The organism is Ruegeria sp. CF4 (assembly GCF_056537345.1).
Window position 1 is genome coordinate 1 of sequence record NZ_JBQFRJ010000002.1, and the last position, 14,436, is coordinate 14,436.

Consider the following 14,436-nt stretch of genomic DNA (forward strand, 5'->3'; position numbering starts at 1 on the left):
CACTCACACACACACACACACACACACACACACACACACACACACACACACACACACACACACACATCCGCAAGGGGTATCGGCTTTGCCGATAGCACGTAGCGGGCGCGGGAGCGCGCCCATCTTCGTAGACCCTAGACCTGGCGAACAGCACCTTTCGCCGCGCTGGTGGTTAGCTTGGCATAGGCCTTCAGCGCCGTAGACACCTTGCGTTTGCGCGGTGCTGCGGGATGCCAGCCTTTTTCATCCTGTTCTTCGCGCCGGGCGGCCAGATCTTCATCGGACACCGCAAGATGGATGCTGCGGTTCGGGATGTCGATTTCGATGGTGTCGCCGGTTTGCACCAGCCCGATTTCACCACCCTCTGCCGCCTCGGGCGAGACATGGCCGATTGATAGACCCGAGGTGCCGCCCGAGAAGCGGCCATCGGTCAGCAAAGCGCAGGCTTTGCCCAGACCTTTGGATTTCAGGTATGAGGTCGGGTAGAGCATCTCTTGCATGCCCGGCCCGCCGCGCGGGCCTTCGTAGCGGATCACGACCACGTCGCCTTCTTTGACCTTTCCGGTCAGGATGTCGTTCACCGCCTGGTCCTGGCTTTCGCAGACATAGGCTGAGCCGGTGAATTTCAGGATGTTCTCGTCAACACCTGCAGTTTTCACAATGCAGCCGTCGCGGGCAATGTTTCCGAACAGTACCGCAAGACCGCCATCCTGGCTAAAGGCATATTCTTTCGAGCGGATCACGCCGCCTTGGCGGTCGGTATCCAGCTCCTTGTACCGGTTCGACTGGCTGAAGGCCTGAGTGGTGCGCACTCCGCCTGGTGCAGCCTTGAACAGTTCCTGCGCTTTGGGATTGTTGGCGATCTTGATGTCCCAATTGGCAATCGCTTCGCCCATCGTAGCCGAATGAACGGTTGCGCAATCTTCGTGCAGCAATCCCGCACGGCTCAGTTCGCCAAGGATTGAGAAGATGCCACCGGCGCGGTGCACGTCTTCCATATGCACATTCTCGGTATTGGGTGCGACCTTACACAAACAAGGCACTTCGCGGCTGAGGTGGTCCATATCGGACATGGTGAAATGCACCTCGCCCTCATGCGCAATGGCCAGCAAGTGCAGTACCGTGTTGGTCGAACCGCCCATAGCGATGTCGAGGCTCATGGCGTTCTCAAAGGCCTCGAACGTAGCGATCTCGCGTGGCAGGAAGCCTTTTTCGTCCAGATCATAGTGCCGCTTGGTGATCTCGACGATCCGGCGACCGGCCTCAAGGAACAGCTCTTTGCGGTCCGCGTGTGTGGCAAGGGTCGAGCCGTTGCCCGGCAGTGCCAGACCCAGCGCCTCGGCCAGACAGTTCATCGAGTTGGCAGTGAACATGCCCGAACACGAGCCGCAGGTGGGGCAGGCGTTTTCCTCGATATGCTGAACCTGTTCGTCGGTGAAGCGGTCGTCAGCAGCGGCTACCATCGCATCCACAAGGTCGATTTTCTTGGCGTCCAGATCGGCGATATCGATCTTGCCCGCTTCCATCGGACCACCCGAGACGAAGATGGCCGGGATGTTCAGGCGCATGGCCGCCATCAACATGCCGGGGGTGATCTTGTCGCAGTTCGAGATACAGACCATCGCGTCGGCGCAATGCGCGTTGACCATGTATTCCACCGAATCCGCGATCACCTCACGCGAGGGCAGCGAATACAGCATCCCGTCATGGCCCATGGCGATGCCATCATCGACCGCGATGGTGTTGAACTCTTTCGCGACACCGCCGGCTGCCTCGACCTCGCGCGCGACCATCTGGCCGAGGTCCTTCAAGTGGACGTGACCGGGCACAAACTGGGTGAACGAGTTTACGATAGCGATGATCGGTTTGCCGAAATCATCGTCGCCCATACCGGTGGCGCGCCACAAACCGCGGGCACCGGCCATGTTGCGGCCATGGGTAGAGGTTCTGGATCGGTACAATGGCATGATGCTGTTTCCCTTTTGCCTCGGGTTGCATGTCTTGGGGTTCGTACGTTATAGCGCACGTATCACATGTGCGCTATAACGTACAAGAGGATTCGGAAGTTGATGATATGGCACCGGACGACATAACGCTGAAATTACGGGACGTGCGGACGGCGTCCGGGCTGAGCCTGTCGAAGGTGGCTGAAATGACCGGGGTCAGCAAAGCCATGCTGGGCCAGATAGAGCGCGGCGAATCCAGCCCCACCATCGCGACCTTGTGGAAAATCGCCAAAGGCTTCCAGCTACCACTCAGCGCGCTGATCGATACGGCGCTGGGCGACCCGTCTGTTTTCCAGACCGTGACCTTCCCCGGGACCATAGAGGTCAAGATCGTCTTTCCCTTCGACCCCGCCCTAGGGGCCGAGACATTTCACGTCAGCTTGCATCCGAACCAAAGCCACGAATCCCCCGCCCATGCCGCTGGTGTGACCGAGGAGGTGTTTGTTCTTTCAGGTACGCTCGAGATTCTACGCGATCGGGAATGGGTATCTTTGCAGGCCGGACAGGGCTTGCGCTTTGCCGCTGATATCCCCCATGGATACCGCGCGGGTGCAGAGGGTGCCGCATTCCTGAACATGCACCACTACGCCCAGCACAACGAGTATTCTGAAAACGGCAAGGCCCATTCATGACTGCAGTTCTCGACAGCCTCACCATCGTCGACGCTATTGGCTCGTTTGGGGCTTTGATCGTGGTCGCGGCCTATTTTGCGACACAGATGCGGATGATGAACTCTGACGATCTCGCGTTTCCGGTGGTGAACCTCTTGGGGTCGGTTCTGATCGTCTATTCGCTGCTCGAGAATTTCAATCTGGCGTCGATGCTGATCGAGGGGTTCTGGATTCTGATCAGCATGATCGGGATCATTCAGCATTTCAGGTTGCGCCGCGCAAAGTAGTGCGCGGCGCGGGATGTTTAGGCTGCGCTGAGAAGACGTGGCGTGAACAGGCCGAGCTTGTTCAGACCCTTCATGGATTTCGCAGCCGCAAGAACGGCAAGATCGGCCAGGGGCTCAATCAGGATAACCATCATGTAAGCTCCGCCAAAGCTGGCCACGGCGGCGATGTTTTCGGCACCGAAACCCTGACCGTAGAACGCCCAGAAGGCCACCCATAGTACGACACCACCCTGATAGGCGGTCGACAGCGCAAGTGCCTGAGAATACTTGAGGTCAACATAGGCCGTATTCGGCGCAATGACGCGGTTTGCCAACGCCTGCAGGGCAAACAGAGGCACCAGCAACGTCGTCATGTTCATTCCGAACTGGGGCAGATCGAAGGGTGCCAAGAAAAACCCTTGAACAAAGAGGCCCAGGATCAGACCAATCGCAGCCGGGGCGGCACCGAACAAAAGAAACAGTGTCGAGCCCAGAATAAAGTGCACCTCTGACACTCCCACCGGGAAATGAGGCAGAACTTCAAAGAATGTGAAAACAAGGCCGGTTGTCAGGGCAGACCGCACTGCAAGGCTTGCAACACCACTGTTTTTGACGCTCTCCCACGCCAGCTTCAGACTATAAAGCCCTGCCCCGGCCGCGGTGGCATAGCTCAGGACAAGTTTGGCGCCGTTAACGACGCCCGGTTCGATATGCATAGTTTGTTCTCCTTACCGTCACACCCGACGGTAGAAACGTGTTGAAATTGGGCGGATGCCCGGTTTGTGCATGGCAGGTCTCCTGACTCGCGGATTAGGATCGATCCCGGCCTTCCCAACCGATCATTTCGGTCAGTGGCCCTGATGGGGCGATACTCCGCTTACAGTTGCGGGGGCAGTTCCGGAATTGACAGGATTTGTCGCACCGGATTCCCTTTTCATCCCTCTGGGGAAACCCCATTGGGAACCATGTCGCACAGATTTCTGCCACAGAATGCTGCCTGTCAAGCACGCCAAGCATGTGGTTGGAAAAAAACGTTCCCCGCGCGGGTTCTGAGCTGCGGCGTGACTTGAACGTTTGGCCGTGCCCATATAGGGAAAATCCAAGCTCGCTCAGGGGAGGCTTTGATGCAGGACGATCCGAAAACTCTCGTATCCACAGACTGGCTGGCCGCGCATCTCAAGGACCCGGATCTGCGGATTTTGGACGGGTCCTGGTATCTGCCCGCGCAGAACCGCGATGCGAAGGCCGAGTATGATGCAGGCCATATCCCCGGTGCGCGGTTCTTTGACATTGATGACATTGCCGATCACCGTTCGGACCTGCCGCATATGGCACCTCCGGTCGAGAAATTCATGTCCCGCCTGCGGGCGATGGGGGTGGGCGACGGCCATCAGGTCGTGGTCTATGACGGGGCTGGGCTGATGTCTGCCGCACGCGTCTGGTGGCTGTTCCGTTTGATGGGTCAGGACAATATTGCCGTTCTGGATGGGGGGCTGCCGAAATGGCAGGCCGAAGGTCGCGAGATCGAGGACCTGCCGCCCGTCGTTCGCGATCGCCATATGACCGTTCGCGTACAAAACCATCTGGTGCGTGACGTGACGCAGGTTTCAGCTGCGGCCAAGCTGAACGATCATGAGATCATCGATGCGCGCTCAACTGACCGCTTTGCCGGAACAGCGCCAGAACCACGCGAAGGTTTGCGCTCGGGTCATATTCCGGGCTCTCACAATGTGCCCTTTGGTACGCTGCTGAATGCAAATGGCACCATGAAGTCGCCCGAAGAGTGCCGCGCCATATTCGAGGCCGCAGGCGTAGATCTGTCGAAACCCGCAATCACATCCTGCGGCTCGGGCGTCACGGCTGCGATCCTCAGCCTTGCGCTTGAGCGCATGGGTAAAAAAGATCATTCGCTTTATGACGGCTCCTGGGCTGAATGGGGTGCCTTCCCAACCCTGCCCGTCGCAACCGGAGAGAACTGATGTTCGAGAACCTCAAGCCACAGCCAGCCGACAAGATTCTGGCGCTGATGCAGATATATCGCGATGACCCGCGCGATCAGAAAATTGACCTGGGGGTTGGCGTTTATAAAAACGCTGAGGGCATCACCCCGGTCATGCGCGCCGTGAAAGCGGCTGAAAAGCGCATTCTGGAAGAGCAGGAGACCAAGGCCTATACCGGTTTGGCCGGTGACCCAGCCTATGCCGATGCCATGATCGGTCTGATTTTGGGTACATCGGTCCCGCGCGCCAACATCGCCGCCGTGGCGACGCCGGGCGGCACCGGTGCTTGCCGTCAGGCGTTTGAGATGATCCGCATGGCCAATCCGTCGGCCCGTGTTTTTGTGTCTAACCCGACTTGGCCGAACCATCTGTCGATCCTGAATTATCTGGGAATCGAGACGGTCCAGTATCGTTATTTCGACGGTGAAACCCGCGGCGTCGATTTCGACGGCATGATCGAGGACCTGAAAACCGCCAATGCGGGCGATGTGGTTCTGCTGCACGGCTGCTGTCACAACCCGACCGGAGCCAACCTGAACATGGTGCAGTGGCAGGAGGTCGTGAACCTGATCAACGAGCGAGGCCTCGTAGCGATGATCGATATCGCCTATCAGGGCTTCGGCGACGGCCTTGAAGAGGATGCGCAGGCGACCCGTCTGGTTGCCTCATCGGTCAAGCGTTGCCTGATCGCGGCGTCCTGCTCGAAGAACTTCGGCGTCTACCGCGAACGGACCGGTCTGCTGATGGCGATCAGCGACGATGCGGCGCAAACGGCTCTGAACCAATCGACACTGGCTTTCCTGAACCGTCAGAACTACTCGTTTCCGCCAGATCATGGTGCGCGCGTGGTAACGACGATCCTGAATGATGACGCGCTGCGCGCCGACTGGGCCGCCGAGCTGGAAGAGGTCCGCTTGTCCATGCTGGGTCTGCGTCAGCAACTGGCTGACGAATTGCAACGTCTCAGCGGGTCGGATCGTTTCGGTTTTGTCGCACAGCACCGCGGCATGTTCTCGCGCCTTGGTGCGGCACCTGAACTGGTCGAGCAACTGCGCAACGATCACGGGATCTACATGGTTGGCGACAGCCGCCTGAACATCGCCGGTCTGAACGCGACCACCGTGCCAATTCTGGCGCAGGCGATTGTAGACGTCGGGGTCTGATTCCAACGAAAATGGTTTGCTGAACGCTGCGCAAACTAGCGCAGCGTTCAGTGAGATTTGTATTGGGTTTTCTCAAAGTCATCTTACCCGCTCGGCTATGACCATATTTCTTTGTTACCAGCGATGGCGGAGACAACTGCCTTTGCACGTTGCTCAACTCCTGGCATATAGGAAAGGCCCATATGCTCAACCTCAATGTATATCAAATAGTTGGCAACATCAGTTTGGGTGCTACCGTTGCGCAGTTGGCCAGCTACTGACATAAGATACGTATCGTACTCATCCGCGAAGGGTTCGGATTGCTCATCTTGCCAGCAATCTCCGGGGGCTAGTAACCCAATAGGATCCCAAAGTGACCATCCTATGTCGCGTAGCCGGGGTAAATTAATTCGAGGATTGCGAGAAGAGTGCATTGCTGTCGCCATTCAATTGTTCCCCCCAGACGGTTTCATAGGGGCACCATTTTGAAAAGCGGCACTTCGACGAAATACAATTCTCGGGGATAAATAAAAAAACCGGGCGCGGACGCCCGGTTTTGATTGTGCTTTGATGGGGAAGTTTAGCCCTTCGAAAACTCCGGATAGGCTTCCATACCCAGTTCCGCCATGTCGAGGCCGTTGATCTCGTCCTCTTCGCTGACGCGGATGCCAAGAGTGGATTTCAGGATCACCCACAGGATCAGCGCGCTGACAAAGGTGAACACACCGTAGGCGACAATGCCGGTCAGCTGAGTGATCAGGCTTGCTTCACCGTAGAAGATCACGGCAATGGTGCCCCAGATACCGGCGAACAAGTGAACCGGGATGGCACCCACGACATCGTCGATCTTGAACTTGTCCAGCATCGGAACTGCGAAGACCACGATGATACCGCCGACGGCACCGATCCAGAGCGAACCGAACAGGGTCGGGGCCAGCGGCTCCGCCGTGATCGAGACCAGACCGGCCAGCGCGCCGTTCAGAACCATGGTGAGGTCGGGCTTTTTGTACATGACCTGTGTCATGATCAAAGCGGCGACGGCGCCAGAGGCTGCGGCCATGTTGGTGTTGGCAAAGATGCGCGACACGTCGGACACGTCCCCAACAGTACCCATTGCCAGCTGTGAGCCTCCGTTGAAGCCGAACCAGCCCAGCCACAGGATGAATGTACCCAAAGTGGCCAGCGCCAGGTTTGAACCGGGCATCGGATGTACCTTGCCATCTTTATACTTGCCGATACGCGGGCCAAGGATGATGGCGCCTGCCAGAGCGGCCCAGCCACCAACCGAGTGTACAACGGTCGAGCCGGCAAAGTCCGAGAAACCGGCTTCGGACAGCCAGCCGCCACCCCACTGCCAGGACCCTGAGATCGGGTACAGAACACCAGTCAGAACGATGACGAAGATCAGGAAGGGCCACAGCTTGATCCGCTCTGCCACCGCACCTGAGACGATCGAGGCGGTTGCAGCCACAAACACCAACTGGAAGAAGAAATCCGAGCCAATCGATGCGTAGTCGAGCGCTGCATCAGCGGGCGCAACGCCAACGGCGTCAAGCTGCGTGGTCGAGAAGAAGGGCCCCAGCCAGCCAGCGATGGTCCAGCCGTCGCCGGGATACATCAGGTTAAAGCCGATCAGCCAGTACATGATCGCTGCAAAGGAAAACAGCGCAACGTTCTTGATCATCTGCATGGCGACGTTTTTCGAACGCACCAGACCGCCTTCCAGCATGGCAAAGCCAGCGGCCATGAAGAAGACCAGAAAGCCCGCCATCAGGAACAGCAGTGTGGTGAAGATATATTGGGTATGCAGCGCAGCCTCGCCTTCGGCAGCCTCTTGCGCCAGCCCCATCTGCGGCAGCACAACAAGTGCGGCGGCAGGAATGATGAATTTCATCAGGTTCATTGTCAGTCCTCGAATGTTTTGGAAGCGGGGCGCTTAAAGCGCGTCCTCGTTGGTTTCCCCGGTCCGCACGCGCAGGGCCTGCTCGACATCGAGGACGAATATCTTGCCGTCACCGATCTTGCCGGTTTTGGCTGTTGTGGTGATGGTCTCGACGATCTGGTCGGCCATGGTGGCGGGCACCACGATCTCGAGTTTGATTTTGGGCACGAAGTTCACAGCATATTCCGCGCCCCGATAAATTTCCGTATGGCCGGATTGCGAGCCAAAGCCCTTGATCTCGGTCACCATCATGCCGCGCACGCCCGCGTTGGTCAGTGCCTCGCGCACCTCCTCGAGCTTGAACGGCTTGATTGTCGCAATGATCAGTTTCACGTCTTTCCCCTCTATCGTCCCGGACAGACCGGTATTTTGCACCTGCAGAAAAAGAGCGTGACATCGCGCGTTAGGAAACGATTCCAGAGGGGTGACGCTGGGAAAAAGAGCGAAAAGTTGCACAATTTTTGCACAAACTGCGTGACGAGATGAAAAAATAGGCAGTTTAGCGAGGGGAAATGCCGGAAATTCACACCTCTACATGGCTGCTTTGCCAAGGTATGGTGACGCAAAAGCATAAACGGGCAGAGTTTGAGCATGACTGAGTCCAAGCGCCGCAAGCCGACATTGGTCGCGGACAAAAGATACCCCTCGAAGGGTCGCAAGCCTGCGGCAACCAAGCGGTCTGCCAAACCGGCGGGCAAGAAAGCGGCTGCGCGCAAAACCGCCACACGCAAGACGGCGCGCCGGAAACCGCGCCGCAGTTCGGGCGGCAAGGGGGGCGGTATCTTCCGCCGTCTGTTCCGTTGGATTTGGCGCCTGTTCTGGGGAATCACGTGGCGGGTGGGTGCCGTCGCGGGCCTGCTGCTGGCGCTGGCGGTCGGCGTCGTCTACTCTTCTTTGCCCGACGTCGATGCCCTGCTGGACGGGCGCGCAAAGGGTTCGGTGACGTTGCTGGACCGCGATGGCAAGGTGTTTGCCTGGCGCGGGGATCAGTTCGGCGGAGTAATCACGGCGGATACGGTCTCGCCTCATCTCAAGAACGCGGTGATCGCGACCGAGGACAAGCGGTTCTATCGCCATTTCGGCGTCAGTCCGCGTGGTGTCGCCAGTGCGGTGCGGATCAACCTCAGCGAAGGGCGCGGGCCGTTATCGGGCCATGGCGGCTCGACCATCACGCAGCAGACGGCGAAGTTGCTGTGTCTGGGCGTTCCATACAATCCAGCTGATTGGGAGTCTGAGGCGGCCTATGAGTCGGATTGTCGGCAGGGGTCGCTGTGGCGCAAGGCGAAAGAGGCCGTTTATGCCATCGCGATGGAGGTGAAATACTCTAAAGACGAAATTCTGACCATCTATCTGAATCGCGCATTCCTTGGGGCGGGCGCACGCGGATTCGAAGCGGCCAGTCAGCGCTATTTCGGTATCTCCGCAGCCGAGGTCAGCCCGGCAGAGGCCGCCATGCTGGCTGGTTTGTTGGTGGCACCCACGCGCTATGCGCCGACGAATAACCTGCAGCGTTCACAGGATCGGGCGCGGTTGGTGGTCGGTCTGATGGAAGATCAGGGCTATCTGAGCCAGGCGCAGGCTAGCGAGGCCCGCAGCCGTCCGGCAGAACTGTCCGAGGCGGCGGCAGCGCGTGCCGGTGGGTATTTTGCGGATTGGGTCATGGCAAGCGGACCAGAATTCTTTACCCGCAACACCACCGAAGATGTTGTGATCCGTACCACGTTGGATCAACGCATTCAGCAGTCGGCGGAAGAGGCGTTGCAATTCATCTTTCAGGAGAAGGTGCGCGAAGGATCAAAGGCACAGGCCGCCATTGTCGTGATGTCGGCGGATGGTGCGGTGCGTGCCATGGTGGGCGGGCGCAAGACCCGCGTGTCAGGGGCGTTCAATCGGGCTACGCAAGCGCTGCGACAGACCGGGTCGTCGTTTAAGCCCTTCGTTTACGCCACCGCGCTGGAACTGGGTTATTCGCCGTTGGATACGGTGATGGACGAGCCCTATTGCGTCGACATCCCCGGGTCGGGTCAGTGGTGCCCCAAGAACTACACCAACAAGTTCTATGGCCGGGTGACGTTGGCAGATGCCCTGAAGAACTCGCTGAACATCCCCGCCGTTAAGGTGGCCGAGATATCGGGGCTGGAAAATGTCCGAACCGTGGCCAGCGGTTTTGGCATCACGAGCGATCTGGCGCAGGGTCCGGCGCTGGCGCTGGGCGCATCAGAAAGCACGTTGATCGAGATGACGGGCGCTTATGCGGGTATCCTGAATGGCGGTTCGTCGGTCGAGCCGTATGGCCTGACCGAGCTGAAGTTGTTAGGCGAAACCGAACCGGTGATGGTAACGACCACCGGGATCGGTGAGCGCGTGATCAATGACAAGGCTGCGAAACAACTGACCTGGATGATGGAGCGCGTCGTTTCGGAAGGCACTGGAGGGCGTGCGAAACTGCCCGGCTGGCAGGTGGCGGGCAAGACCGGCACAACGCAGGCCGCCAGGGATGCGTGGTTTATCGGCTTCACTGCCGACTATGTGGCGGGTGTTTGGATGGGATATGATGACAACACGCCCTTGGCGGGTGTCACAGGCGGTGGGTTACCTGCAGAGATCTGGAAAGAGACCATGGCCCGCGTCACCGAAGGGATGACGCCCACACCATTGCCGATGCTGGCGCCTGATCCGCCCGTGCGTACGGCACAACCCAGACAGCAGCGCCGCAAGAACAATGGTTTTGAAAATGCGATCAACAACCTGCTGAATAACATTTTCGGAAACTGACGAAGCAAAGAAAAAAGGCGGTGCATATGACACCGCCTTTGACGTTTCAGGCGCTCGCGTCCAGCGCAGCGACAATCGCGTCGCCCATTTCCGAGGTCGAAACTGGCTGAACGCCTTCCTCGGCCAGCAGATCTGCAGTGCGGACACCATCGGCCAGAACCTTCTCGATGGCGGCTTCCAGACGATCCGCCTCGGCACCCTGGTCAAAGCTGTAGCGCAGCGCCATGGCAAAGCTCAGGATACAGGCGATCGGGTTGGCTTTGCCTTCACCCGCGATATCCGGCGCTGAACCGTGGACCGGCTCGTACATCGCCTTGGGGCGACCATTCGCCATCGGAGCACCGAGCGATGCAGATGGCAGCATACCCAGTGAGCCGGTCAGCATCGCGGCGCAGTCGGACAGCAGATCGCCAAACAGGTTGTCGGTGACGATGACATCGAATTGCTTCGGTGCCCGCACCAATTGCATGGCACCGTTATCCGCGTACATGTGGGTCACTTCGACTTCGGGATATTCCTCGGCCACGCGGTTCACGACTTCGCGCCACAGGATGCCCGATTCCATGACGTTGGCCTTTTCCATCGAGCACAGCTTTTTGTTCCGACGCATTGCCAGTTCAAAGGCCGAGCGCGCGGCGCGTTCGATTTCGGATTCGGTGTAGCGTTGGGTGTTGATGCCCACACGCTCATTGCCTTCCTCAAAAATGCCGCGCGGTTCGCCGAAATACACACCCGAGGTCAGCTCGCGCACGATCATGATATCCAGACCGGCCACGATGTCCTTCTTCAGCGACGAGAAATCGGCCAGCGCGTCAAAACACTGTGCCGGGCGCAGGTTCGAGAATAGATCCATTTCCTTGCGCAGGCGCAGCAGGCCGCGCTCGGGCTTAACCGAGAAGTCCAGGTCGTCGTATTTCGGGCCACCCACGGCACCCAGCAGCACCGCGTCAACCTCTTGCGCTTTTGCCATGGTCTCATCCGACAAAGGCTTGCCGTGCGCGTCATAGGCCGCGCCGCCCACAAGGTCCTCGCTCACGTCAAAGTGAAGGCCGCGATTGGTGCCGAACCAATCGATGACTTTGCGCACTTCGGCCATGACTTCGGGGCCAATTCCGTCTCCGGGCAGGATGAGGAGCGAGGGGTTGGACATGAAGGATCTCCTTGCGTTTCGTTGCACAGGCCCTAGCGTTTGCGGCGCATCGGGTCAATGAGACGAACCCGCCAAAACACGAGGAACAGACATGCTGACACCCGGAAAACCCGCCCCATCGCTGAAAATCGAAACCGTGAGCCACGGCACCTTTGATCTTGAGCGTGACACAGGTGAAAACGGGACGCTGGTGATTCAGTATCGCGGTCTGCATTGCCCGATCTGTATTCGCCAGATGGGCGAGGTCGAAGCAGCGCTGGATGACTTCGCCGAACTGGGTATCGAGGTGATCATGATCACCACGGATACAGGCGAACGCGCGGCTGAAACGGTCGAGAAAGCCGGGGTCTCAAAACTGCGCGTGGGGTATGGTTTGTCGATGGTCGATGCGCGTGACACCTGGGGGCTGAATATCTCGGTCGCACGCGAAGGCAGCGCTGAGCCTGCGCTGTTTGCTGAGCCGGGGCATTTCTATATCAAACCGGATCAAACCCTGTACTACGTCTGGCAGCAGACGACGCCATTCGCCCGGCCTCCGATGTCGGATATTGTCGGAGGGTTGAAATTCACCCTCGCCAATGACTATCCAGCGCGCGGCACCTATACTGGCGCGCTGTAGGAGGCATCACAATCTGGCCTTCAACCCCTCAGCCAGCAGATTCCAGACCCTGCGGATGCGTGGGGTCTGACGCATGGCTTGCGGGGCGGCCAGCCAGACCGGCAGAACGGGTATCTCGGCTTCGATATCCAGCACCTCAACCGCCGGATCCGCCTGTGCGATGCTGAGTTGGCTGAAGCCGACACCGCAGCCTGCGCGGATCAGCTCCCAATAGGCGGTCTGGTTGTCGCAGCGGGTGGCAAAGCTGTCACGGCTGGCAGGCCAGCCTTTGTTGCGCATGGCGGTGATGATGTCCTGATTAGCGTCGAACCCTACCAGATCATGCTGCATCAATTCCTCGGGGGTCGTTGGACGCCCGGCGCGTTCCAGATAGGATCGCGCAGCACAAAAGCAGAGCGGAAGCTCTCCGATATGTTTGGCCACGATGTCGACCTGCTCGGGGCGATACATGCGCACGGCGATGTCGGCCTCTCGATACAATAGGTTCTCGCTGGCATCCGAGGCGACCAGATCAAGCTGTATGGCCGGCTCCTCCTGGCGGATCGCGGCCAGGATGGGAGGCAGCAGGTGGTGCGAGACAAAGACCGAGGCGGTGATCCGGACCGAACCCTCAAGCTGTTGCGCCTGCCCCGCCGCCGTCAGCCCAAGCGCGTTAACCGCGCCGTGCATCTGCTGAGCCATCGGCAACACCTGTTGCCCAACTTCGCTGAGTGTCAGGCCGCGCGCATGTCGGTCGAACAGGGGCACGCCCAGTTCTTCCTCAAGGGCATGCACTTGCCGCCCCAGTGTCGGTTGACTGCGCCCCAACCGCCGCGCAGCAGCTGAAAGCGAGCCGGTTTCAGCCACGGCCAGAAAGCTTTGGATCAGAGACCAGTCGGAAAGCTGCAGAGGGTTTGCCATTCAAAAACGAATACATGATCTGCGATTATTGGCAATTCATCAATGCATGCGAATGAGTAAATTGAGAGCATCAGGAGGAATACATGCAACAAACAGCACTTATTCTTGGTGCCTCAGGACGTTTTGGCCGCAACGCAGCTGCAGCGTTTTCTCATGCGGGCTGGTCCGTGCGCCGTTTCAACCGTGCCTCGGATGATCTGAAAGCTGCGGCCTGCGATGTGGATGTCATTGTGAATGCGTGGAACCCGCCCTATCCGGACTGGGCGCGTGATGTGCCGAGGTTGCATCGCAGAGTGATCGCGGCTGCTGAAAGCAGCGGGGCCACCGTTTTCTTGCCCGGCAATGTCTATGTCTTTGGCGCGGACGCTCGTGCCCCTTGGTCGTCCGAGACGCCACATTTGGCCACCAATCCGCTCGGTCGTATTCGCATTGAGATGGAGGCTGCCTATTGCGATTCATCCGTGCAGACCATTTTGCTGCGGGCCGGAGACTTCATCGATACCGCTGCATCGGGGAACTGGTTTGATCAGGTGCTGATCAAGCATCTGCGTCGTGGTCGCTTCGTCTATCCGGGTAATCCCGACATCCCGCATGCCTGGGCATATCTGCCTGATCTGACCCGTGCCGCTGTCCGCTTGGCCGAGATGCGCGCCGACCTGCCACGATACAACGATATTCCGTTTGCAGGTTATACGCTATCCGGCAACGACCTTGCGCGGGCGTTGTCGCGGGTGATTGAGCGCGAGGTTGAACTGCGGAAGATGGCTTGGTGGCCGTTGCAATTGGCCCGTCCGTTCTGGCGTATGGCGCCTCATCTGCTTGAAATGCGGTACCTGTGGGACACGCCGCATCGTTTGGATGGTGCGCGGTTTGAAGCGCTGCTGCCTGATTTTGTGCAGACTGATCTTTCTGCAGCGTTGACAGCTGCAGTTCCGGGTTTTGCCGTACAACCGCGCGGACAATCGGGCGGTGCCCCTCTTTGGTCATAACGCGCATTACTGTTCTCTTATGCTGAACGTCGCTTC

The 14,436-nt window shown here is 58.7% G+C and carries 13 protein-coding genes and 1 riboswitch; of the genes, 7 read left to right on the top strand and 6 right to left on the bottom strand.

Annotation, left to right across the window (positions count from 1 at the left end):
* Positions 1-134: 134 nt before the first annotated feature.
* Positions 135-1,967, bottom strand: a complete 1,833-nt coding sequence (gene ilvD, locus ACR0NF_RS06635) for a dihydroxy-acid dehydratase (protein WP_480471176.1) — start codon at positions 1,965-1,967, stop codon at positions 135-137.
* Positions 1,968-2,074: 107 nt separating this feature from the next.
* Here ilvD and ACR0NF_RS06640 point away from each other — a divergent pair, with 107 nt between their 5' ends.
* A complete protein-coding gene (locus ACR0NF_RS06640; protein WP_480471175.1) occupies positions 2,075-2,638 on the top strand; it encodes a helix-turn-helix domain-containing protein in 564 nt (187 codons plus the stop codon).
* On the top strand, positions 2,635-2,904 hold the full coding sequence (locus ACR0NF_RS06645) for a CBU_0592 family membrane protein (protein WP_480471174.1): 270 nt from the start codon (positions 2,635-2,637) through the stop codon (positions 2,902-2,904). The genes ACR0NF_RS06640 and ACR0NF_RS06645 overlap by 4 nt, the downstream gene beginning before the upstream one ends.
* 17 nt (positions 2,905-2,921) lie before the next feature.
* Here ACR0NF_RS06645 and ACR0NF_RS06650 read toward each other — a convergent pair whose 3' ends face one another.
* On the bottom strand, positions 2,922-3,599 hold the full coding sequence (locus ACR0NF_RS06650; protein ID WP_480471173.1) for an energy-coupling factor ABC transporter permease: 678 nt from the start codon (positions 3,597-3,599) through the stop codon (positions 2,922-2,924).
* A 55-nt stretch (positions 3,600-3,654) separates the two neighbouring features.
* Positions 3,655-3,866: riboswitch (cobalamin riboswitch) on the bottom strand.
* A gap of 141 nt (positions 3,867-4,007) precedes the next feature.
* Here ACR0NF_RS06650 and sseA point away from each other — a divergent pair.
* Both sseA and ACR0NF_RS06660 read left to right on the top strand, forming a co-directional pair.
* A complete protein-coding gene (sseA, locus tag ACR0NF_RS06655; RefSeq protein WP_480667164.1) occupies positions 4,008-4,862 on the top strand; it encodes a 3-mercaptopyruvate sulfurtransferase in 855 nt (284 codons plus the stop codon).
* Positions 4,862-6,046: an amino acid aminotransferase gene (locus ACR0NF_RS06660; protein WP_480777972.1), complete on the top strand. Its 1,185-nt coding sequence runs from the start codon at positions 4,862-4,864 to the stop codon at positions 6,044-6,046. Before sseA ends, ACR0NF_RS06660 begins: the two co-directional genes overlap by 1 nt.
* Before the next feature lie 559 nt (positions 6,047-6,605).
* On the opposite strand, the gene ACR0NF_RS06665 is transcribed toward ACR0NF_RS06660, so the two are convergent.
* Together ACR0NF_RS06665 and ACR0NF_RS06670 are read right to left on the bottom strand one after the other, a co-directional pair.
* Positions 6,606-7,928: an ammonium transporter gene (locus ACR0NF_RS06665; RefSeq protein ID WP_480667166.1), complete on the bottom strand. Its 1,323-nt coding sequence runs from the start codon at positions 7,926-7,928 to the stop codon at positions 6,606-6,608.
* A 33-nt stretch (positions 7,929-7,961) separates the two neighbouring features.
* The gene (locus ACR0NF_RS06670) at positions 7,962-8,300 is read right to left on the bottom strand and encodes a P-II family nitrogen regulator (RefSeq protein ID WP_170675441.1); all 339 of its coding nucleotides are present in this window, start codon (positions 8,298-8,300) and stop codon (positions 7,962-7,964) included.
* 258 nt (positions 8,301-8,558) lie between these two features.
* Between ACR0NF_RS06670 and ACR0NF_RS06675 the strand changes: the two genes are divergently transcribed.
* Positions 8,559-10,742, top strand: a complete 2,184-nt coding sequence (locus ACR0NF_RS06675; protein WP_480777973.1) for a transglycosylase domain-containing protein — start codon at positions 8,559-8,561, stop codon at positions 10,740-10,742.
* Between the two features lie 46 nt (positions 10,743-10,788).
* On the opposite strand, the gene leuB is transcribed toward ACR0NF_RS06675, so the two are convergent.
* Positions 10,789-11,892, bottom strand: a complete 1,104-nt coding sequence (leuB, locus tag ACR0NF_RS06680) for a 3-isopropylmalate dehydrogenase (protein ID WP_480471167.1) — start codon at positions 11,890-11,892, stop codon at positions 10,789-10,791.
* A 91-nt stretch (positions 11,893-11,983) separates the two neighbouring features.
* On the opposite strand from leuB, the gene ACR0NF_RS06685 reads away from it, so the two are divergent.
* A complete protein-coding gene (locus tag ACR0NF_RS06685; RefSeq protein WP_480471166.1) occupies positions 11,984-12,511 on the top strand; it encodes a redoxin domain-containing protein in 528 nt (175 codons plus the stop codon).
* 6 nt (positions 12,512-12,517) lie between these two features.
* Here ACR0NF_RS06685 and ACR0NF_RS06690 read toward each other — a convergent pair whose 3' ends face one another.
* Positions 12,518-13,411, bottom strand: coding sequence for a LysR family transcriptional regulator (locus tag ACR0NF_RS06690; protein WP_480471165.1), 894 nt, complete (start codon positions 13,409-13,411; stop codon positions 12,518-12,520).
* Between the two features lie 83 nt (positions 13,412-13,494).
* Between ACR0NF_RS06690 and ACR0NF_RS06695 the strand changes: the two genes are divergently transcribed.
* Positions 13,495-14,400, top strand: a complete 906-nt coding sequence (locus tag ACR0NF_RS06695; protein ID WP_480777974.1) for a Rossmann-fold NAD(P)-binding domain-containing protein — start codon at positions 13,495-13,497, stop codon at positions 14,398-14,400.
* Positions 14,401-14,436 lie beyond the last annotated feature (36 nt).

Bases quoted from the DNA above. Each gene is read 5' to 3' on its own strand.
- ACR0NF_RS06640 (WP_480471175.1), top strand. From the start codon at position 2,075: ATGGCACCGGACGACATAACGCTGAAATTACGGGACGTGCGGACGGCG.
- sseA (WP_480667164.1), top strand. From the start codon at position 4,008: ATGCAGGACGATCCGAAAACTCTCGTATCCACAGACTGGCTGGCCGCG.
- ilvD (WP_480471176.1), bottom strand. From the start codon at position 1,967: ATGCCATTGTACCGATCCAGAACCTCTACCCATGGCCGCAACATGGCC.
- ACR0NF_RS06665 (WP_480667166.1), bottom strand. From the start codon at position 7,928: ATGAACCTGATGAAATTCATCATTCCTGCCGCCGCACTTGTTGTGCTG.
- ACR0NF_RS06685 (WP_480471166.1), top strand. From the start codon at position 11,984: ATGCTGACACCCGGAAAACCCGCCCCATCGCTGAAAATCGAAACCGTG.
- ACR0NF_RS06675 (WP_480777973.1), top strand. From the start codon at position 8,559: ATGACTGAGTCCAAGCGCCGCAAGCCGACATTGGTCGCGGACAAAAGA.
- ACR0NF_RS06660 (WP_480777972.1), top strand. From the start codon at position 4,862: ATGTTCGAGAACCTCAAGCCACAGCCAGCCGACAAGATTCTGGCGCTG.
- ACR0NF_RS06650 (WP_480471173.1), bottom strand. From the start codon at position 3,599: ATGCATATCGAACCGGGCGTCGTTAACGGCGCCAAACTTGTCCTGAGC.
- ACR0NF_RS06695 (WP_480777974.1), top strand. From the start codon at position 13,495: ATGCAACAAACAGCACTTATTCTTGGTGCCTCAGGACGTTTTGGCCGC.
- ACR0NF_RS06690 (WP_480471165.1), bottom strand. From the start codon at position 13,411: ATGGCAAACCCTCTGCAGCTTTCCGACTGGTCTCTGATCCAAAGCTTT.
- leuB (WP_480471167.1), bottom strand. From the start codon at position 11,892: ATGTCCAACCCCTCGCTCCTCATCCTGCCCGGAGACGGAATTGGCCCC.
- ACR0NF_RS06645 (WP_480471174.1), top strand. From the start codon at position 2,635: ATGACTGCAGTTCTCGACAGCCTCACCATCGTCGACGCTATTGGCTCG.